General features: G+C 64.5%; 26 protein-coding genes. 1 reads left to right on the forward strand and 25 read right to left on the reverse strand.

From position 1 onward, the window contains the following. Positions 1–1,066: 1,066 nt before the first annotated feature. From OG559_RS31110 to OG559_RS31230, 25 genes are all read right to left on the reverse strand, one after another. Positions 1,067–1,210 carry a hypothetical protein gene (locus OG559_RS31110; RefSeq protein WP_405117179.1) on the reverse strand — a complete coding sequence of 48 codons (144 nt, stop codon included), beginning with the start codon at positions 1,208–1,210 and terminating at the stop codon, positions 1,067–1,069. Continuing rightward, on the reverse strand, positions 1,200–1,691 hold the full coding sequence (locus OG559_RS31115) for a hypothetical protein (RefSeq protein WP_405117182.1): 492 nt from the start codon (positions 1,689–1,691) through the stop codon (positions 1,200–1,202). The genes OG559_RS31110 and OG559_RS31115 overlap by 11 nt, the downstream gene beginning before the upstream one ends. 29 nt (positions 1,692–1,720) lie before the next feature. After that, complete coding sequence (locus OG559_RS31120; RefSeq protein ID WP_369335626.1) at positions 1,721–1,915, reverse strand: hypothetical protein; 195 nt, start codon at positions 1,913–1,915, stop codon at positions 1,721–1,723. Beyond that, entirely contained in the window at positions 1,912–4,524 is a 2,613-nt protein-coding gene (locus OG559_RS31125; protein ID WP_369335627.1) for a DUF927 domain-containing protein, read from the reverse strand. The genes OG559_RS31120 and OG559_RS31125 overlap by 4 nt, the downstream gene beginning before the upstream one ends. A gap of 671 nt (positions 4,525–5,195) precedes the next feature. Continuing rightward, on the reverse strand, positions 5,196–5,570 hold the full coding sequence (locus OG559_RS31130) for a hypothetical protein (RefSeq protein WP_369335628.1): 375 nt from the start codon (positions 5,568–5,570) through the stop codon (positions 5,196–5,198). Next, a complete protein-coding gene (locus OG559_RS31135) occupies positions 5,567–6,253 on the reverse strand; it encodes a ParA family protein (RefSeq protein ID WP_369335629.1) in 687 nt (228 codons plus the stop codon). Before OG559_RS31135 ends, OG559_RS31130 begins: the two co-directional genes overlap by 4 nt. A gap of 76 nt (positions 6,254–6,329) precedes the next feature. Further along, positions 6,330–6,506 (reverse strand): hypothetical protein, encoded by a 177-nt coding sequence (locus tag OG559_RS31140; protein ID WP_369335630.1) that lies wholly within the window; start codon positions 6,504–6,506, stop codon positions 6,330–6,332. Then, positions 6,503–6,745 carry a hypothetical protein gene (locus tag OG559_RS31145; RefSeq protein WP_405117185.1) on the reverse strand — a complete coding sequence of 81 codons (243 nt, stop codon included), beginning with the start codon at positions 6,743–6,745 and terminating at the stop codon, positions 6,503–6,505. Before OG559_RS31145 ends, OG559_RS31140 begins: the two co-directional genes overlap by 4 nt. A gap of 14 nt (positions 6,746–6,759) precedes the next feature. Beyond that, positions 6,760–7,491 carry a peptidoglycan-binding domain-containing protein gene (locus tag OG559_RS31150; protein ID WP_369335632.1) on the reverse strand — a complete coding sequence of 244 codons (732 nt, stop codon included), beginning with the start codon at positions 7,489–7,491 and terminating at the stop codon, positions 6,760–6,762. After that, positions 7,488–7,814: a hypothetical protein gene (locus OG559_RS31155; RefSeq protein WP_369335633.1), complete on the reverse strand. Its 327-nt coding sequence runs from the start codon at positions 7,812–7,814 to the stop codon at positions 7,488–7,490. The genes OG559_RS31150 and OG559_RS31155 overlap by 4 nt, the downstream gene beginning before the upstream one ends. Before the next feature lie 11 nt (positions 7,815–7,825). Then, a complete protein-coding gene (locus tag OG559_RS31160) occupies positions 7,826–8,665 on the reverse strand; it encodes a hypothetical protein (RefSeq protein WP_369335634.1) in 840 nt (279 codons plus the stop codon). Between the two features lie 304 nt (positions 8,666–8,969). Continuing rightward, a complete protein-coding gene (locus tag OG559_RS31165) occupies positions 8,970–9,341 on the reverse strand; it encodes a hypothetical protein (RefSeq protein ID WP_369335635.1) in 372 nt (123 codons plus the stop codon). Continuing rightward, positions 9,341–10,006: a hypothetical protein gene (locus OG559_RS31170; RefSeq protein WP_369335636.1), complete on the reverse strand. Its 666-nt coding sequence runs from the start codon at positions 10,004–10,006 to the stop codon at positions 9,341–9,343. The genes OG559_RS31165 and OG559_RS31170 overlap by 1 nt, the downstream gene beginning before the upstream one ends. Positions 10,007–10,011: 5 nt before the next feature. After that, positions 10,012–10,377: a hypothetical protein gene (locus tag OG559_RS31175; RefSeq protein WP_369335637.1), complete on the reverse strand. Its 366-nt coding sequence runs from the start codon at positions 10,375–10,377 to the stop codon at positions 10,012–10,014. 11 nt (positions 10,378–10,388) lie between these two features. After that, the gene (locus tag OG559_RS31180; protein WP_405117190.1) at positions 10,389–11,183 is read right to left on the reverse strand and encodes a fibronectin type III domain-containing protein; all 795 of its coding nucleotides are present in this window, start codon (positions 11,181–11,183) and stop codon (positions 10,389–10,391) included. Next, on the reverse strand, positions 11,171–11,920 hold the full coding sequence (locus tag OG559_RS31185) for a hypothetical protein (protein WP_405117193.1): 750 nt from the start codon (positions 11,918–11,920) through the stop codon (positions 11,171–11,173). The genes OG559_RS31180 and OG559_RS31185 overlap by 13 nt, the downstream gene beginning before the upstream one ends. A 26-nt stretch (positions 11,921–11,946) precedes the next feature. Further along, complete coding sequence (locus OG559_RS31190) at positions 11,947–12,297, reverse strand: hypothetical protein (RefSeq protein WP_369335640.1); 351 nt, start codon at positions 12,295–12,297, stop codon at positions 11,947–11,949. 43 nt (positions 12,298–12,340) lie between these two features. Beyond that, positions 12,341–12,490 carry a hypothetical protein gene (locus tag OG559_RS31195; RefSeq protein WP_369335641.1) on the reverse strand — a complete coding sequence of 50 codons (150 nt, stop codon included), beginning with the start codon at positions 12,488–12,490 and terminating at the stop codon, positions 12,341–12,343. A gap of 15 nt (positions 12,491–12,505) precedes the next feature. After that, the gene (locus tag OG559_RS31200; RefSeq protein ID WP_369335642.1) at positions 12,506–12,769 is read right to left on the reverse strand and encodes a hypothetical protein; all 264 of its coding nucleotides are present in this window, start codon (positions 12,767–12,769) and stop codon (positions 12,506–12,508) included. After that, a complete protein-coding gene (locus OG559_RS31205) occupies positions 12,769–13,170 on the reverse strand; it encodes a C40 family peptidase (protein ID WP_405117196.1) in 402 nt (133 codons plus the stop codon). The genes OG559_RS31200 and OG559_RS31205 overlap by 1 nt, the downstream gene beginning before the upstream one ends. Before the next feature lie 411 nt (positions 13,171–13,581). Next, positions 13,582–14,730 carry a hypothetical protein gene (locus OG559_RS31210; protein WP_369335644.1) on the reverse strand — a complete coding sequence of 383 codons (1,149 nt, stop codon included), beginning with the start codon at positions 14,728–14,730 and terminating at the stop codon, positions 13,582–13,584. A 76-nt stretch (positions 14,731–14,806) separates the two neighbouring features. Continuing rightward, complete coding sequence (locus OG559_RS31215; protein WP_369335645.1) at positions 14,807–15,586, reverse strand: hypothetical protein; 780 nt, start codon at positions 15,584–15,586, stop codon at positions 14,807–14,809. 1 nt (position 15,587) lies between these two features. Then, positions 15,588–16,148, reverse strand: a complete 561-nt coding sequence (locus OG559_RS31220; protein WP_369335646.1) for a hypothetical protein — start codon at positions 16,146–16,148, stop codon at positions 15,588–15,590. After that, the gene (locus OG559_RS31225; RefSeq protein WP_405117200.1) at positions 16,145–16,522 is read right to left on the reverse strand and encodes a hypothetical protein; all 378 of its coding nucleotides are present in this window, start codon (positions 16,520–16,522) and stop codon (positions 16,145–16,147) included. Before OG559_RS31225 ends, OG559_RS31220 begins: the two co-directional genes overlap by 4 nt. Then, a complete protein-coding gene (locus OG559_RS31230; RefSeq protein WP_369335648.1) occupies positions 16,509–16,697 on the reverse strand; it encodes a hypothetical protein in 189 nt (62 codons plus the stop codon). Before OG559_RS31230 ends, OG559_RS31225 begins: the two co-directional genes overlap by 14 nt. A 184-nt stretch (positions 16,698–16,881) precedes the next feature. Between OG559_RS31230 and OG559_RS31235 the strand changes: the two genes are divergently transcribed. Then, positions 16,882–17,301 (forward strand): hypothetical protein, encoded by a 420-nt coding sequence (locus tag OG559_RS31235; RefSeq protein WP_369335649.1) that lies wholly within the window; start codon positions 16,882–16,884, stop codon positions 17,299–17,301. Positions 17,302–17,733 lie beyond the last annotated feature (432 nt).

The raw sequence follows: 17,733 nt of genomic DNA on the forward strand, positions 1-17,733 counted from the left end.
CACCCTATCACGGCTTCGCCAGATAGTCAAGCCCCAACCGTCCGTCACTCTGAGTAAATCTTCCGGCTTCCTTGACAGATCGCAAGATCTATGCATACCACCATACTTGCAGGTCAGAGCGCCGAGATAGCGCGGCTGCGCCACGCTTGACAAGAATGACGCTCCGTGCATCGCTAACTCTCCGTACACTTTTGGCCGTTAACCCGGCCAAAAACTTCTTTTGTCTTATACCCGACAGTTCGCCATGCACAGTAATGCAGTAATGCAGTAATGCCGTAGCTACTGCACTACTGCACTACTGCGGTTGTCACGGCGGGTATCAGCCGGCCGATACAGCCGGTAACATCCGGGCCATGGATATCGACTGGCGGAGCGTGGCCGCCCGCATGGCACAGGCGACCGGGGGCGGGTACTCCCACGTCCTCAACGGAACGGAGATCGACGCGGTACACGATGCCCTAGACGATCTAGAAGCGGCCCAGCGGAGCGCGCCGGAGGTAGCGGAGCGGCTGAGCCGTGAGGCGCGAACCCGGAGCAGGCACACCCGGTACGGCGGTTACCCGGTGCCGGACCCTACGGCCCCGGTCGACATGGGGACCGCGCTTGACCAGGCCCGACGCAGCAACTCCGCAGTAATGCAGTATCGCAGTAATGCAGTAGGGCAGTAACGCAGCAGGGCAGTAGCTCAATGAGCTACTGCCCTACTCTCCGGGGAAGCCAGTCGGCGTGCCCGGTAGATCCCGCACACCCCGTGAACGGGCCGGGGGAGCCATTCGGCGTGCCCGTAGAGGTCAGAGCTTGCGTCCCAAGCCCCACCCCGCCCGCCACAATACACGCTGAGCAAACAGCAAGGGGCCCGGCTCACCACGGAGGAAGAGAGCCGGGCCCCTGCTCTTGGTGCCACCCCCGTCACATGACCACGGGCCGCACCGTCCTGCCAACCCTCCATAGAGGGGTATCCATTTTTGTTCAGATCCCCGGGCAGGGTGCTCGTCATACACCCCGCCCGCAGGTCCCACTCGCGCGGGCACCACAGCAGACTACAACACTCTTTGTGCCTAGTCCATTACCGAGTGGCCCAGTACGCCAGCAGCGCGACCAGGTGCGCGGTTGCCCACCACCGGCCATAGACCACCATGCACCGCCCCCGGTGCCAGTCGTCCGGGGCCACCCCGCACCCGCCGCAGTAGGTCAGGACATCAGTCGACAACCGTCACTCCGGCCTCATAGTCCGTGATGCCCAGCATCGACGCGAGGCCCGAGTCATCACCCAACGGCTCACCCGCATAGGCGTTGATCACTGCCCCGTCGAACAGGTCTTGCGCCTGGCGATCCCGCCCGGCCTCCCACGCCGCCGCGACCTGATCCATGATGCCGGCCACGTCGAGCACATCGGGCGGACGGCGCTTGCCGTCCGGCTTGCCCGATGAGAGCGCCCGTACCGCCAGGGTGCCGACACGCACCTGCCGCACCGTCCGGAGCTGCGCCGCCACGTACGCGCGCCGCATCTCCTCGATGATGCCGGGGAACGCCGACGCCGCTTTGTGTCCCGGGGTGCCCTCCCCCCGGTACCAGCGCTGAGCCTGCCGGATGTCGACCCCGGCCCGGTCAGCGAGCCACCGGGTAGCCCCCTGCCCGTGCTGCACACGGGCCATGCTCAGCACCTCCCGCCATGTCATGCCGTCACCCATCGACCGCATCCAATCCCGAGACGTGCTCATCAGAAGTCCACCCCCGGCACCTCGGCCCGCCGAACCACCATGATCGGAAACGGAAAGCCGTGCCCCGGCAACTCCTCCAGCTCCCCCGGCTCCGGCACGTAGTCCTCCGGGCCGACCGAGTCCAACTCGTGGTTGTAGGCGTTGGCCTCCTCCCACTCGATGTAGGGATCGCCGTACTCGAATGGGTCGCTCACTTGCTCGCCTCCAATGCCTCGAAAATGGGCTTCCACCGGCCGACCCGGTGAGCCTCTGCCAGCTCTGCCGTAACCTGGGTCGCCCGGTGTGGCTTGAATTTGCCCAACTGCCTGTAGTTGTCCTTGGTCGGGTCCTCCGGCACCACCAGGCCGTGAGGCACCTCGCGCGCCGCCTGGCCGATGAACCACACCGCGTCCACATGGAACCCGGCCACCTGTGCAGTCGTCTTGTCGACCGCCCGCAGCATCCGGGCCTGGCCAGTTGACACGATCATGTCCGACCAGTCCAGCCGCAACGTCGGCGTCTTATTGAGCCGCGCCGATCGGAGCACCGCGCCAAACATCCGGGTGCCGGTGGCCTTGAGCGCGTCCATCACCATGTCCGCCACCGGGTCGCCGCGCCGGGCCATAAGCCTGCTCCGGGCGGATCGGTACATGGCCACATGCGACCGGAGCCGCCGGCCGTGCTTAGGCCAAACCACCGACTCCTCCACGGTGCCCTGTGCGCCCCGCTCCGCCAGGTAGCCGGCGATGGGGATAGGGACGTAGGCCCCGGGCCGGTAGCGTCCCTCCAGCCCGTACGGCAGGCCCTCCAGCGGCCCCGCGTACCGGACATACCCGGGGAGACGCTGCCACCCGTCCGGCAGGGTGGCCGACCTCACCGGGTCGCCTAGCCCTAGCTCGATGTCCGCAGCAGACGGGTACATCCCGTTGACGTCGAAGGAGTTGATCCACGTGCCCGGCGTCAGCTCGTCACCGGGCACCATCCACGTGTCCGCCCGCCACCGGTTGGACACCACGTCCGCCACCAGCTCCCGATCGTGCTCCGGCAGGGGCGGGATGCTGTGGTGTTTGAGCCCGCCATTGAGCAGGCGCTTAGCCGTCTCATACGGGCCCCGGAACGGCACCCCGCGCAGCAGGGACAACCACAGCTCTTCCGCCGCTGCGAGCTGCTCCGGCGTGGCGGAGGGGTGCCCGTTGTCCAGTAGCCACGGGCCCAGCATCCCGGCCGGCTCCGTCGAGCGCACCAACCGCAGCGCCGGCCGCGCCGGCTCCGGCTCCGGCTCCGGCAGTTCCATCTGCGCGGGCGCGGGTGGGGGCGTACCCCGCTCAGCGCACCCGCCGTGCAAAACCCTGCCGTTGACCCGGATAAGGCACGGCTCTCCGCACGTCTCACACGGCAGCTTGATGTCGGCAACTGAGACCATGTCGACCACGCGCAGCAGCGCCGCCGGTTGCGGCGCCGCATCGACAGGGGCCGAATCCGCGGGCGGGTCGGCGGGGACCGCCGGCTCTGCCGACAGGTCGTCATCGACCAGGTGGCGGAGCAGGTAGACGCGAGTCGGCTTGCCGTCGATCCTCAGCACCGACTGGAGTTTGCCCGGGGTCCGGTGGAGTTTGCCCATCCGATCGATCTCTTGCAGCGCCGTGGTCACGTCAGCGATCCCGAGCCGCTCCGCCCGCTCCCGCAGACGCCCGGGGAGCACCGCCAGATCTGCCGGCACCTCATCTACCCCCCGCAGAGTCCACCCGGCTACCTCGATCCGCGACCGGTCGCCCCGGCGCAGCATCTCGGCGTACGCCGGCCGCGTCGGAAACGCGGTCGGCTCCGACATCTCCCACTCCGCCAGTCCAGCCAAGAGCTGCCCGCCCTCACCGCCACCGCGCTCCGCCATGCCCTCCAACTGCATACCGAGGGCGTGCCGGCCGCCGGCCATGGCCGCATCTCCCACGCCGGCCACCCCGAAAACGTCACCCAGGAGACGGGCCCCAGCAATCGCAGACGCAATGTGCTCTGCCACCCGCTCCTCCGGGCCGCCCTCCGGCATCCCTAGGTCGGCCTCCGCCCGGTCGATGCGCGCGGCGAACGCCTCCGGGGAGATAGCCCCGTCGATGATGGCCGCCAGGCCGTGACCGTGGCCCATCGTGGACAGTCGCTTGAGCGTTTTCGACTGCCGGGAATCGGTCGTAAGCGCGCTATGGATCTCGATCACTCGCGCCGCAATTCCCACATTTGCAATTCGCGTGACAATGCCCTCGTTGCCAGTCGAAATGAGCGCGCCGGCCCACCCCCCGGAGGGCTGGTTGAGCCCGCCCTCACGGGTCGACGTAATCTTGCGCGCCCCCTCCAGAGCTGAGAAAACCATCTGCTGGAGCGCCCGGGGGGGGAGCGCCAACGCTTGGATCTCATCGCGGAATCCGGGCAGCACGGCCAACTGCCGGAGCCACACGATCAGCCCGTTAGCCGTCCCCGTCCAGGGCTCCACCACACCGCCCCGGCTGCTCTGACCGACCACCGCCGCCGCGCACTGGAGCGCCGTGGTCTTGCCCCGGCTCGATGGCGAGTTGAGATGGATCATAAAGCTCTGTCGGCCCAACGGGTCGACGTACAACCCGGCCACCACAGCGCCCATGACCAGGGCAATCAACGGTGCATCGACCACCGCCCGCAGGATCGCAGAGAACGATGAGGGCGTGCCCCGGGTCACCCCGTACCCCGCTGGCAGCACATCGAGCGGGGGCAGGTGGAGCCGGTCCGATACCCACCGGGCGTGGGTAGTGCCCAGCGGCAGGCTGCGCGCCTGGTGGTCGATTAGGTTGTGCAGCACCTCCCTGACGGACCGCGATCCCACCCCCGGGACGCCGGGGAACCTGGTCCGCCAGACCCGGTGATCGGCCACGTCGACAGACGAGACAGTCGCAGTGTCGGTCCCGACCTGGAGCGTCAGTAGCCGCCCGACCACCTCCCCCCGCGTGTTATGCGTGGCCAGGTGCCGGGTGACCACCGGGCACCAATCCAGGACCTGCACGCGCTCGCCGTCACGCGTGCGCTGCCACACAGACTGTCCGGGGATGTACGTGTAATTCGGACTCCCGGGTACCAGAATCGGCAATTCGACCGGCCGGGAATCCGACGTATTGCGGCGCGGCCGGTTGGCCACGCTAGACTTTTGCTCAGGGTGCACAGACACCCCTCCTCTCAGTGAGCCGCTACCCACGGCTGAGATGAGTCCCACCCCTCGCGGGGTGATGTGCAGGCCCGGTGGAGTGGATGACCACCGGGCCTGCTCCCATCCTATGGACGTACGTGACGAGCGGGACCGCGCCACAGTGCGGACGTGGCCGCCGATCTCCGGATGGGGACAGCCGTACGGGTGATCTTACACGGGATGCAGTAATGCAGTAATGCAGTAGTGCAGTAACGCAGTAGTGCAGTAACGCAGTAGGGCAGTAGCCCCGTAGCTACTGCCCTACTGCGTCACTGCGTCTAATCAGGCGATCACTCCGACATCCTCGCGGCCAGCCTGTCCGCCACCCGCTCCACCACGGGCCCTGCACCCTGGCGCAGATCCTCGCCCAGCTCGTCGACCATCGAGCGGATCAGGTCGACCGTGGTGACCTTGTGCACGCCGATCATCTCCGCCAGGTCCGCCAGGACTCGCGTCAGTGCGCGGTACTCCAGCGGGGACAGATCGGCTGTGATCCTGGTGGTCTTGGTCTGCACCGCCGCCGGCCGCCGCCGGCCGCCGCCGGCCGCCGGCTCTTGCGGCGCCGCATCGACCGGGGCCACTGGCGTCGGGGCCGGAACCGGTTGGAGAGCCGCCGCCATCCGCTCCGCCGCCGTCCGCCTGGCGGCAGGCTTGGCCGCGCTCATCGGGTAATCCCGGCGTTCGCCAGCGGCTGTGCGGACCACTGCGCCAGCAGCGTCGATGCCACCGCGGAATAGGCTATGTCGTCCCCATCGACCGGCCCGCCGAACGCTTGGCCGTACCCGGTCGCGCCGGTCCGGTGGGGGATGGTCGGCGTGAACACGTCCCGCCCGGTGGTCTCCAGTAGGCCCCGGGCGGTTTCGGTCGCTGCCGCCCGTGCAACGGTCCTGTTGAGCAGGACGCGGGCCCGCAGCGCCTCCACCCGGTCCGGCCGGTCCGCCGCGTCCGCGATGCTCATCCACACCGGGCCTACGCGGTCCATCTCCATCGTGGTGGGTGCCATGGGCACAATCACGTCAGTAGCCGCCCACAGCGCAGATGCAGCTATCCCCGCCTCCTGCTCCAGCGGGGGCGTGTCGATCACCACGATGTCAAATCGGTCCCGGTCGACCACACCCCACATCTGCCTGTGCAGGGTCTTTGACGGCATGGCAAAGACGGGGATCTCCCATTCGCCCAGCGCGGCCCAGCGCAGTAGCGACCCCTGGGGGTCGGCGTCGATACCGATCACCCGATGCCCGTAGCGCTTTTGCAGGCAGTGCAGCAGATACGCGGTACTGGTCGTCTTGCCGGACCCACCCTTGTAGTTGTTGATCGTGAGGACGCGCGGCCCGTTTCGCAACTTCATGCCGCGCAGTATTGCAGTAATGCAGTAGTGCCGCAACTACTGCACTACTGCACTACTGCACTACTGCGTATGTGGATCAGCCCTGCTGATTGGGCACCCGGTACACCGCCCACACGGCCAGGGCCGCCGTCACCACACCGGCCACGAGCTGCCCCGTTTCCCCCGCATCGAGCAGGTCGTCCGCGAGCATCGGAGCCGCCAGGGTGCAAACCCCGCCGACCGCCGCCATGATCGCCTTTGCCTTCTTCATCATTCGCTTACCCTTTCATCAATTCGGGTCACCTTATCGAAAAGCGACCCACCACCATTCGGATTGAGCTGATACTCAATCCGTTCCACCCTTTTTACCAGGCCCGGCGTATCGTCATCCCCCAGAATAGCCGTAGCCAGTTCGTGGATTGCAGAGAATGCGCGCCAGAATGCTTTGAGAATCCAGCCGATACCCGCCAGGCCAGCAGCGACCGCCGCTATCTGGCCGGCGATAGTGACCACTGCCGGCCCCATTATCAGACCCCCATCAGCTTAGACCAGGTTGCGCGACCGGCCACGCCGTCCACCGCGATTCCCTGCCGCCTCTGGCAATTCCTCACGGCATGGTCGGTCAGGGCCCCAAATTCGCCGTCCTCTCGCAGCCCTCCCCCCATCACGTTTAGCAGCGCCTGGAGTCGCTTCACGCCAATTCCCTTGGCGCCCTTCTTGAGCGTCTGCATTTTCGCTATCACGTCCTTTCTCCAGTCGACTACCGGAGCAGTCGGGGGAACATCGTCCGGATCGTCGGCGAGTATCCCCAGAATGCAGCGCATCGCCACCGGATCATTGATGTACTTGCGGTGAATCGAAATATGGATATGCCAGAGGTGGGAGCTGTCGGACGTAGCCGCCTTATCGCGGGCGTAATCCCACCCCTCCACCTCCCGATCCGAATCCACGTTGCCGAAAAACTCGCGCATCGGATACGCCCGGGAATCACCTCGGCGGCCCGCATCGAGCAGCAGCCGGGAGAAATGCGCGATCGTCCGGAAATCTCCGTCCTGTGCGTCAGGAAACGTCCAATCGATAGCCGATCCCTGATCCGCCGGGCCCTCCCGGTCGATGTAGAACTGAACCGAGTAGTCATCCGCGGGCAGGTGGTCCCGCGAATTGTGATAGCCCCGCTTTCGGGCCAGGATGCCGCCCAGCTTCGACTTCGGGGCCAGGCCCCGCAGCCCCGGCCAGAGCACAGTCTCGATGGCGCTCATTCCGCCTCCTCCCGCTTCCGGCGGCCCCGGAAGAACAGTCCGGAGCCCCATTCCTCCGGTGCCTTTTCGGACGGCTGAGAGGGTTTCTCCGGCTCCGGGGCCGGCTCCCTCACCTCCGGGGCCGGGGCGACCGGGACGGACGGCTCAGCAGGCTTTTCCGGCTCCGGCTCGGCGGGGGGGGTCCGACCTGCCGCGAGCGCCTCACGCACCTCCCGGCGGAAATCTTCCCATTCCGACCGGGAAATGCTCTCCGGCCGGTCGGCCACCGGGGGAACGGCGGTCGGCGGTTGCTCCTGCCCCTGGCCGCCCTGCTCCTGCTCCATTTCAGCCCCTTTCAGATTACGTAGGTCGCTGCGAATCGGATATTCGATCCGGCCGCAATGTTTCCATCGGCGGACCGCAGAGTGACCACCCCGGTAGGCGCAATGAGCGCCTCACCGTCCATCGAGCCGTTACCGTATACCGCAGGTGTGTCAACCGGAGGCCGTATTCCTGTCGGCAGCGTGCAATACGTGGTATCGGGGATGTTTCCCGACGTGGCCGTAATCGCGTTGGTCGAATTGCCGTACACCCATACTGTCACAAGCGGGCCCGCCTTGTGATACCGGAATCCGCCGCTGTTAAGCGTGAATCCCGGCCCCATGGCAAGACCTTTCATATCGGTCGGAGTGCTGACTACCCGAGTTACCGGGTAGGACATCGCACCATTCACAGTGAGACTATTCACCGTCAGATCGGAAAAGGTGGCCGGCCCTTTCCAATCAAACTCGGAGTTTACGTCACCGGCGAGGTTGTAGTCCTGGAAAAACGCGAATTCCTCGTTCAGGCCGAGGCCCTCGAATATGGTGCGGAATGCATTCACGACCATAATCGGCTGAGTGGAAAGCTCGAAGTCAAACTGATAGGTCGTGACCACCTGGGTAAACGACGGATCATCGATGTCGGCAGGGAAGAATCCCAATTCGATGCTTGCACCGACGGCAGTTCCAGGGCCCACCCCGATGTAAAACCCGATCAGGTCTCCGGCGTTATTGTTAGCGTAAAACAGGATCGCTGCCGTGATGTGCGGAATGTTCGCCGGAATGTCCGAGCCGATCACGATTCTCGGCTTGTCGGCAGCGGCACCATAGGGCAGCGTGAGCAGCTTCAAAATGTTGGCGATGTTCGATTTCACGCCTCCACCTCGTATATCACGAGGGCCCGCCCGACAGCACCCGGAGTGCACCCGCTCCACTCCACAGAAAGCGTGTCACCAAGTCGCAGGCGGACGTAGGGCTCCCCGCCGATCGCATCGGCTCCCGGCTCAAACGGGGCTACCAGAGAGCCATTCTTGCGCAGTTGTCCAGTAGCGCCACCGGGAGCGCCCGGCATCTCCGGGGACACCTGCTGTACATTCCACGTTTGCCGGCCATCTGCGGTAATCGTGATAACCGCGCGCCCGTCCGGCCCGACAGTTGCCGCAAGATTGGTGTCTGCCATTAGTCAGCCCACATTTCCACGGTGAGGCCAACCATGGTCGTGTTCTGTGCCGATTTGACGAAGATCGGACGAGTGTGATTGATCGGAAACGGAACCAGCTTAGGCCAAATGCAGCCCTCCCCCGTCGACCGATCGTTGATGTAAACGTCTTCGGTCATCGAGATCATCGATCCGCGGCACCGCTTGAGATTGGCCGGGGCGATACCGACGAAATCGGTTCCCACGTTATCGGTAGAGTGCTGCACATACCTGTTCGGCAGCACGTACCCATTTACCGGACCCTCCATTCTGACCGGAACGGAGAATTGCGGCTGGTCGAGTTGGTGCAACTCTTCCAGTTCCGGCGTGGCGTCCAGTTCCCCTGATTCCATCACTTCCCTTTCGCAATGGCCGCGCGTGCGACCTTTCCCGCCACATCAGCGGCACCATCGACTACCGGCTGAGCAACAATCCGGAGTCCCGATACCACGAGCGCCATCCCCACCACAGCATATGCAATCCGCTTCCATGTGCCCGGCTCCATCAGCCATTTAGTCACAATTACCGGCGTCTGTGCGGCGTCAGATATGACGCTCGCCAGGCCATCGGCCGGGGCCGCCGGAACCGGCTCCGGCTCCGGAGCCGCCCCCCCATCCCCACCCGTCGCACGAATCGTGGCCGCCGCCACCTGGGCAGGCCCTAGAGCCGCCATATAGCGCGCGAATCCCAGCGGATCAGTCGGGGTAAAGACAGACCAAGGTTTCCAATTCTTGCCGCCGCCGGAAATCGAATACATGGCACGCGCGTTGAATGCCGGATCTCTCAGTTTCGACCCATCCCGCAACCCACCCTTACCCTCCTCCGCCTTTAGCGACCGGATTTGCCACAGCCCGATTGACGGCCCCCATTTCTGATCCTGTAGGCCCTCGTCTCCGACCTCTCCGGCGTCACCGCCCGACTCTGCGATAGCGATAGCGATAGCGTCGACTAGGGGGCGGAAATCACGGATTCCCGCCGCCCACGCCAAGCGGCCGATTGCGACCGCAGAAAGAGCCACTGGAGTTACTCGCCGCTCATGAATACCGGCTCAGCCGGCACGTCCTGGGTAGGCGACTGCCGCAGCCCCGGGAGCAGCATCCGAGACGTTTCGGGATTGATCGTGTTGGCGTGTCTGGTCACCACGTCCGCGATGATGACCATAGCGCCCCCGATGATAAAAATGGTCGGGTCTTTGGCGATCAGCGAGATAGCGGAAACCGCCGCCGCAGAGGACATAGTAGCCGCCTTCCGGGAGGATGCGATGTCCTTATCACCCGGGGGCGCCACACGAATATCAGCGATGGTCGGCGTGACATTCGAGTGAATCGACCAGACCAGCGCAGCAGTCGCAAGGCCGATCATCACACTCGATTCCGGCTTGAGTCCCATTCTCTATTTCCTCACTTCTTCGTGGTGACGGTGATCGACGCCTTAGGGCCAGTCTTCCATGGGGAGCCGGGATAGACACATGCCGCTGACAGCGTGTATTTCCTCCCTGGCTTGAGTCCGGTAATGCGATAGTCGCTACCGATCACGGACCGGCCGAACTGCTGACCATTTACGTACGCCTGATATCCGGCCACCTGTGGCATCACTGCCCAGTCGAGAGTGACCGAAGTCCTTTCGATTTTCGTGGCCTTGAGCCCCGTAGGGGCCTTTGGCACAATGACTGGCCTGGACGGAGGCTTAGGTGGCAGCGGAGTTACCGGGGTAGTCTCCAGAAGAATCGGGATATCGCCTTCTGGCGGGCGTCCCACTTGCGCCCACGCCTCCCGAACAACCGCCGCCGCCTCCTTGGAGATCCTCTGCCGATCTAGGTATTTGCTGATCGTGGAGGAAACGTACCCCTGCTCATACCAGGTCAGCTTATCCATCACCCGGGCGGCCCATTCCTGGTTAGTCCGGGGTGCCTTATCCCCATCCTCGCCAGGCTCGTCTACCTCGATGCCGCCCGGGTTGACGTACCCGCCATCCTTACCAGCCGACCCGGTGCGGAGATCGGCGTAGTAATCGGACTCCGCCGGATCTTCCGACCCCCCACCGGCCCCGCTCCGGTATTTCCACCAGGCATAGACCAAAACCCCGCCGACCACCGCCAGGCCCAAGGCCACATTGGATTTCGGCTGCTTACCGATCAGCGGGAGATCGACCGACCCTGACAGATCCAGTCCGCCATCCGACATCAGAGCCCCCACGATCCGAGGCCGTAGTCAAGCTGCGCGCCGGCCGACTGATCGACCGTGGCCGCCTCATCCCACGGCCGCGCGGTCCGCCGGACCACCGGCACCGCCCAGTTGTCCGGCCGGAGCACCGCGCCGGCACCCTCCGGGGACACGTACTGAGTCCGGCCCGGCACCGGGCCCCGCTCCCGCGACCCCGCCGACGTCTTGAGGTATCGGGGGCGAGGCTGCGACTCCCACCGGTGCTGATCGATGCGGCCCGGGTCCGTCCACCGGACTATCCGGCGGTTGCTCCGGGCGTGCGGGTCGATGTCCGACCCCACGCCCTCCACCAGGTAGCGCAGAGTCGCCGGAGACGCCCCCCCGCCGTCCCCCGACACCACCTCCACATGCCGCCGGCCGCCGGCCTGGTATCGGGGCCGGGCATAGGCCCTCTCCGATGCGGCGCCGTAGTCCGCACTACGGGCCGCGGTGCCCACAGACTGCGCGGTGACCTGATCGACGCCGGGGAGAGCGCCCAGGCCCTCCCGGTGATCGACCGGGGTCGCATCGACGTAGTCAGCGCGGACCGGGACCTGTTCGTACTGGCCGCCCACCCACTCGGCCGGGAGCCCGGGGGCCCCCGTGGTATCGCCCGCCGGGACCGAGTCCGGGTAGTCCACCGGCCGCGCGTGCTCCGGGTCGATCCGGGTCGCGCGTTCTGGGTCGGGTGCGTCCCGTACCGCACGCCGCCATGCCCCTGTGTACGCCACGGGAGCCCCCTTTCTGTCCAGTGTGGTCAGACGGTGTACGCGCTGAGCACGGGCACCGTGACGCCGGCCTCCGGGTCGTAGTGGTGCGTGCTGTTGGTGTTTTCGGCCTCGACGGTCCGGCCGGTGGCGAGTACCAGCCGCGCCCGCGCCGGCTCCGGCTCCGGCCCCGCCACGGGCAGTGCCGCCGCCTGGTCCCGCTGCGCGATCGCCATGAGCGCCGCGAGCAGCTCCGGGGGGATCTGCGCGCCGATGGTGCCCGGCCCCTGGCCGTCGACGGCCGCCGGCCCCTGGCCGTCGACGGCCGCCGGCCCCTGGCCGTCGACGGCCACCGGCCCCTGGCCGTCGACGGCCTCACGCTTTACCTCGTCCTGCGTCATATCCAATCCTCGTTTCGTTTCTGCCGTGCGATTGATAAGGCATTCACTTGCCGGTCATGGCCACCTTAAGACTGCCGGTGAAAACGCCACCAACAGCCTTAGCCACCTCCGCCGTCTTGTGTTCCGGCATGACCGCCGAAGTGAACATTCCCAGACCGATCAGAAGCGCCAGGATCTTCTGCAAATCCGACACGCGATTACCTCCCCTCTACTTCCCCTGCCACCACGAATTCAGCGTTTCGACCGGGGATGGAACGGCGGGGTTCGTCCGAGCGAAAAGCACCGTTGCCAGCGCCAACCACGCGATACCCGCCGCACCGTCCGCCCACGCGCTTTCGAGCAGCGCCAGAGCAACCGCAGCGATTCCCGTACCGATCGGAATTCGCCAGTCCATCGGCTGCCCGTGCATGACTACCTGATTGCCGAGTGTGATAGCCCCGACCGCCAGGATCGGACCTGTCGAGCGCGCCATTACTTTTTCTCCGCCGTGAAGGTGCCGAACAGACGCCATCCCCACCAGGTCGACTTACTGTAAATGTCAACCTCCTTAACCACCGTAGTCACATTTGGTGCGTGAATCATCGTGGTCGCGCTAGTGGCGATACCCATATGCCCGGTCCGCAGAATCACATCTCCCGCGCGGAATTGATCCGGGGAAAGTCGGATAGCCCCGTTCGCTTTCGCCCAGGTGCCGAAAGTCGCGGTGGTGAAACGCGGGGCCGGGACGCCAATCTTTTTCAGGCTATAGATCACCAGCCCGGAGCAATCAAAAACGTCCGGCCCCGCCTTTCCCCACACGTAACGCGCGCCCAGGTGCCGCCGCGCCTCGGTAATCAGCTCCCCAGCCTTTCCCGCCGCACCAACGGCACCCACAGCGTTTCCGGCAGCGCCACCCACCCCGCTACCCATTCCCACAGTCCGCACGCCCGATGAGACGCCAGAGAGCGCGGGCCCGATGGAAACCCCGGATGTCGGTTTCCCGAGAACGCTCTTCAATGCGTCTACCGGCTGTCGGTTGCTGATCGCAGACCAGACCAGCACCCCGCCGGCCGTAGCGAGCGCTACAGCCTTACCGGAGACACCAGCGGACTTTGACACGAGATCAGCCCCGGGCCGCGAACTTCGGGACGTAGATCGACGCCGCGTAACCGGCCGCCGCGCCGATCAGGAACCACTTCCAATTGATGGAGCCCATTTACTTTCTCCGTTTCTCGGGAAGGAACACGCCGACGATTACGCCGACGATTAGAGAGACATGCGCGATGATGACTTCGCGCATTCTGATCAGGTCGTGATCTGTGCGAGAGAGGTACCCGCGGCCGGCGAAACGTAGTTCACGAGAACCTGCATTGAGTGGGCGCCGGAACCACCGATAGTCCCCTTGGCCTCCAAGCGCATTCCGTCCGTGGTCCGGAGGTATCCGCGCCGGTTCTCCCATCCCGGCTTGTGCGCGAAATCGCCGTTGTACCACAGGATGTAGACGCCGTTGTCTTTCTGATTCTTGGCATCCCCGATGGTGTCGTAGCCGTACGCCTTGGCGATTCGATCCTGCCAGGTGGTCTTGCGCCGGTTGACCGGGATATTGCTCTGTAGCTGCATCTTGAAGGGGTCGGGGAAATCGGCCTCACCCTGGACACGCGAGCCGGTGGAGTCCCGCAGGATGAACACGATATTGCGAATGGGGTAGCCCACAGCATTGTCGAGTTGCTGAGTCCAGGGGCCCGCCGAGATGTTGGAATACGGCGTCTTGTTCCAGAACTGCGAGGTACCCATTGCGGGCGGCTGCTGAGCCACCGGGTTACCGGAGCCGTCCTGTTCGGTCGGCTCCCAATAGGACACCGGGACGAATTGAAACAGGACGGATGGCGGGGTCGTCGGGGCGGTGGAATACACAGACCCGGTTGCCGCAACGGTGGTCTTGACCTTGAAAGGAGTCGATGCCGACTTGTTCGGCAACGGCCCCAGTGCGTCACGGCTGACCAGCTCGATCGGGATTCGGAGCATGAACGAAAAACTGCCGCCGGTCGCGCCGGACCCGGTGGTCGCCGAATAGAGCGGGGACGACTTCGGGTCATCGGAGAACTTGTATCCCCCGAATTTGTTGATCACGGCCAGGTCGTACCCCGTGATCTGCGTGATGATGTCGGAGTTTCCGGTGTCGAGGAAGTTGAGCGACTCGATCACGCAATACGGGGCATCCTCCTTAAACGCCACCGTTGCCGCATTGCCCGAGGTGGTCGCCTTGACGTACAACTCCAACTCCTGCAAGAAAGAGCTAGAGGGAACGTTGTACTGATCGAGCGGCTGATTCCCGGCGTTCAGGGTGAGGGTCCGCTCGAATGCCTCATCATCGACGCTTTGCGCGCCGACCCGGAATGGCCGCATCGGGCGCGGGGGTGCCTTCTTGTCGGTCTCCTTGACGGGTGCGGTCATACCGCTCTCCCCTTCCTTAGGGTGCACGAAACCGCCCGCCCGAATCGGCGTGGCGTCAGTCCGACGAATGATAGCGCTATGCGCGCACGATGCAAAGCGTTCTGTCAGCTCTTCTGATGTAGAGCCACCAGTATTGCGGAAGTCGCAGCGTAATTGCCTCGATTAATTGCGAGTCAACTCCGCCGCCAATTTCCGCGAATCTCCGCCGATCTGATTGATCTGGCATGTAACTAAGGAATAGGTGATTCGCGGAACTGTAGGCGAGTTTGGGAACATCGACAGGTCGTTGAGTTGCTCCCCAGATACCAGCGTGCATCGTTCGCCCGCGTGAGTACATCATCTTGATCTCGGCTTCCATGCCGAGTTCATCGTCAAGTCCGGCCAGTTCGTCGGCAAAGAGGATCATGCCGTCGAGTTTCTTGCCGGCGCGCGTCTTCCGGTGCCGGTAAATGTCGATAACAGCCCGGTGGAAATTCTGGTACATGCGCAGATTGGTTGCGCCGAAATTCTCCAGATTGTGGGGAGGCCACAGGAGATAGCCGGACGGCTTCCGAGACTCGAACAGGCTTAGGGGTGGGGGCCAAGACTTGAGCGTCTTGAATTTGAGCTTGCGCCCCCACCCCTTAACCGTGTCATCCTCGGGCTTCATGACCAGGACCACGGCCGGCAACTCTGGAGTTGTCACCGCGTCGAGAAGCTGAAATCCGAGTTGCGTCTTACCCGCCTCGGACGGGCCGATGATGCTCACACGATCGCCCGGCTTGTGACCGTGGGGCCAGACGCGCTCCAGAAATTCGGCGCGGTCGAATTCCACGATCTCGATTCCGTCTTTTTCCTGCCGGGTCGTCACGATCATGTCAGGACGCCGCCGCCTGGAGCACCGCCGCAGCCTGCATGTTGCCCAGCTCGGCGAGCTGTTCCGGCGCGTACGTGCCCATCTGCGGGTTAGGCTCGATGACCTCGTGATTGGCGAGCACCTGCATCAGCGCCGGCAGCGTTGCCGCGATCACCAGACCGTACGGGCCCGCGACCATGAGCCGGTCGAGCGCGCTTGCTACGGCCTGCTCGGTCCGCGCAGTTTCGTTGAGCGCCTCAGCGATTACCGGAGCGTGGATACCGACGGTCAGTCCGTCGAGTTGGAGCGCCGGCCGCTTCGTGAATCGACCGAGCATCCCCAGGATCATCTGAGGGATCTGCAAGATGCCCGTAATTGCCGGCCGGTAGTCGACACCACCCGCCGACTTCGGACGGGGCGCAGCGGCCTTCCCGGGGGCCGGCGCCGTACGCGGGGCCCGCTTACTGCCCGGCTTCGGACCGGGCTTCTTCCGGACCGTTCCCGCCTTGGTGAGCTGCGGCTCGGCGTTGATTTCCTCCGCAGTCACCGCGGACTCGTCCTGATCCACAGTTGCAATGCTCATCGGTGGTGATCCTCCAAATTCGTCGGGACGTACAGGGGCACGCCCTCTAGGTAGTTGGGCAGGTTGCCGATTTCGTAGCACCGGCGGTGATAGGCCAGGTAGACATCAGCCTCACGCGGCGTCATTCCCCCCGCCGAGATACGGACGTACATGCACTGCTTATAGTGCAGTTGGTATCTCACGGCCTGGGCGAGGTTGTCATAGACCACGCCGTCCGATCCGCCATCCGAGAGACGGATAGCGCACACCCGGTTCCGGTTGCCCACCGGGTCCGCGAGGAAATGCATCACGATGATGTCCGACGCGCGCCGCGCAGCATCGGACGGCACGAATCCCAACGGGGTTGCCGGGACCAACGCACTAGTTTCGCGCACGATATACCGCCACCACACTACAGATCAGGGCCGCGAGCGCGACCACGCCGATAACACTGATGACCTGGGACGCGCGCTTGACACCCGCATTCACGGTGGCCGCCGATTCGGCGACCGATTCCGCCAAATCAGGCGCAGCCCTTGCCGCTTGTCTTGCGTCTTTCAGGATTCCCATAGACGCGATACTATCCAGGTGCACCGACATTAAGCCACCATTAATCGAGTCTGAGTCGCTAATCAGCCGATCAGGCCACCCCCCATCGTAGGAATGGACAAAGAATGTCACGACCTTCACTTCCGATTGGCGATCCCCAATTACCGAACGGAAGGCACAGCAGGCACGCCACCAGGGGGCAGTCGTGATCCGCGAGATGATGCCGCCCGTTCCGCAGCCGGGCAGGGTCCGGTTCACCAGCGATGACTACCTGCTACCCGTCATCGGACTCTGCGGAGAGTGCATCGGGCTCAACCTCAGCGCATCCTGCCCGGTCCGTGCGAGCCCTGTGCGGCCCACCACGGGCTCATCGAACGCGTGGGACATCATCGGGGAGCGCATCGTGACCCCGCGCGGACTCTCCTTCCTGTGGACCGAGGAGGGGATAGAGCTGCCCGCCGGGGGGTGGGAGCTGGCCGAGGTCGCGCGGCTGTTCACGCCGAACACAGTCCAGTTCAGGGAGGGGCCCCACGTCCTTGACATGTACGCGGTGACCGTTGTCGATGGCACGATGGTTTGCGCCACCCACGCAGTCACCGTCCGCCTAGACCGTAACGGACGGTAGCGGCCTAAGGGCCGTTACACCCCCCGTTACACCCCCGTTACACCCCCTCGTTACACCCTCTGAACTGCGCCGTTACACCCGTTACACCCCTCCGGCGCGCGTGACAGTATTACGGCTCTGTAGTTATACGGAGAGTTACGCGCGCCGGAGGCGGCCCGTTGTCACGCAACGTGCCGGCCGGCTTATACCCACCGTATTGTCAGACACCCGACAGAAAAAGCCTGTCGAGTCTCGGTCGGCAATTTCTCACTCTGAGTAGTCAATGCACAGGGATTGCTGTTTGTCAACTCAGCCAATGCACACAACTCGCCGTTTGTCAAACACCGATTGACCAGCGGAAACGGCCGACTAGCACACACAGGGTCGCTTCGCAACCCAAAATCCAAATCACTAACCGCAACCTTTGACTATCTGGCGTAGCCGTGATAGGGT

The sequence above is a fragment of the Micromonospora sp. NBC_01405 genome, assembly GCF_045040155.1.
Taxonomy (GTDB): domain Bacteria; phylum Actinomycetota; class Actinomycetes; order Mycobacteriales; family Micromonosporaceae; genus Micromonospora.

Excerpts from the sequence above, each read along its gene's own strand:
- OG559_RS31115 (WP_405117182.1), bottom strand. The coding sequence starts at position 1,691 with ATGGGTGACGGCATGACATGGCGGGAGGTGCTGAGCATGGCCCGTGTG.
- OG559_RS31130 (WP_369335628.1), bottom strand. The coding sequence starts at position 5,570 with ATGAGCGCGGCCAAGCCTGCCGCCAGGCGGACGGCGGCGGAGCGGATG.
- OG559_RS31135 (WP_369335629.1), bottom strand. The coding sequence starts at position 6,253 with ATGAAGTTGCGAAACGGGCCGCGCGTCCTCACGATCAACAACTACAAG.
- OG559_RS31140 (WP_369335630.1), bottom strand. The coding sequence starts at position 6,506 with ATGATGAAGAAGGCAAAGGCGATCATGGCGGCGGTCGGCGGGGTTTGC.
- OG559_RS31150 (WP_369335632.1), bottom strand. The coding sequence starts at position 7,491 with ATGAGCGCCATCGAGACTGTGCTCTGGCCGGGGCTGCGGGGCCTGGCC.
- OG559_RS31155 (WP_369335633.1), bottom strand. The coding sequence starts at position 7,814 with ATGGAGCAGGAGCAGGGCGGCCAGGGGCAGGAGCAACCGCCGACCGCC.
- OG559_RS31165 (WP_369335635.1), bottom strand. The coding sequence starts at position 9,341 with ATGGAATCAGGGGAACTGGACGCCACGCCGGAACTGGAAGAGTTGCAC.
- OG559_RS31175 (WP_369335637.1), bottom strand. The coding sequence starts at position 10,377 with ATGGGACTCAAGCCGGAATCGAGTGTGATGATCGGCCTTGCGACTGCT.
- OG559_RS31190 (WP_369335640.1), bottom strand. The coding sequence starts at position 12,297 with ATGACGCAGGACGAGGTAAAGCGTGAGGCCGTCGACGGCCAGGGGCCG.
- OG559_RS31200 (WP_369335642.1), bottom strand. The coding sequence starts at position 12,769 with ATGGCGCGCTCGACAGGTCCGATCCTGGCGGTCGGGGCTATCACACTC.
- OG559_RS31210 (WP_369335644.1), bottom strand. The coding sequence starts at position 14,730 with ATGACCGCACCCGTCAAGGAGACCGACAAGAAGGCACCCCCGCGCCCG.
- OG559_RS31215 (WP_369335645.1), bottom strand. The coding sequence starts at position 15,586 with ATGATCGTGACGACCCGGCAGGAAAAAGACGGAATCGAGATCGTGGAA.
- OG559_RS31220 (WP_369335646.1), bottom strand. The coding sequence starts at position 16,148 with ATGAGCATTGCAACTGTGGATCAGGACGAGTCCGCGGTGACTGCGGAG.
- OG559_RS31230 (WP_369335648.1), bottom strand. The coding sequence starts at position 16,697 with ATGGGAATCCTGAAAGACGCAAGACAAGCGGCAAGGGCTGCGCCTGAT.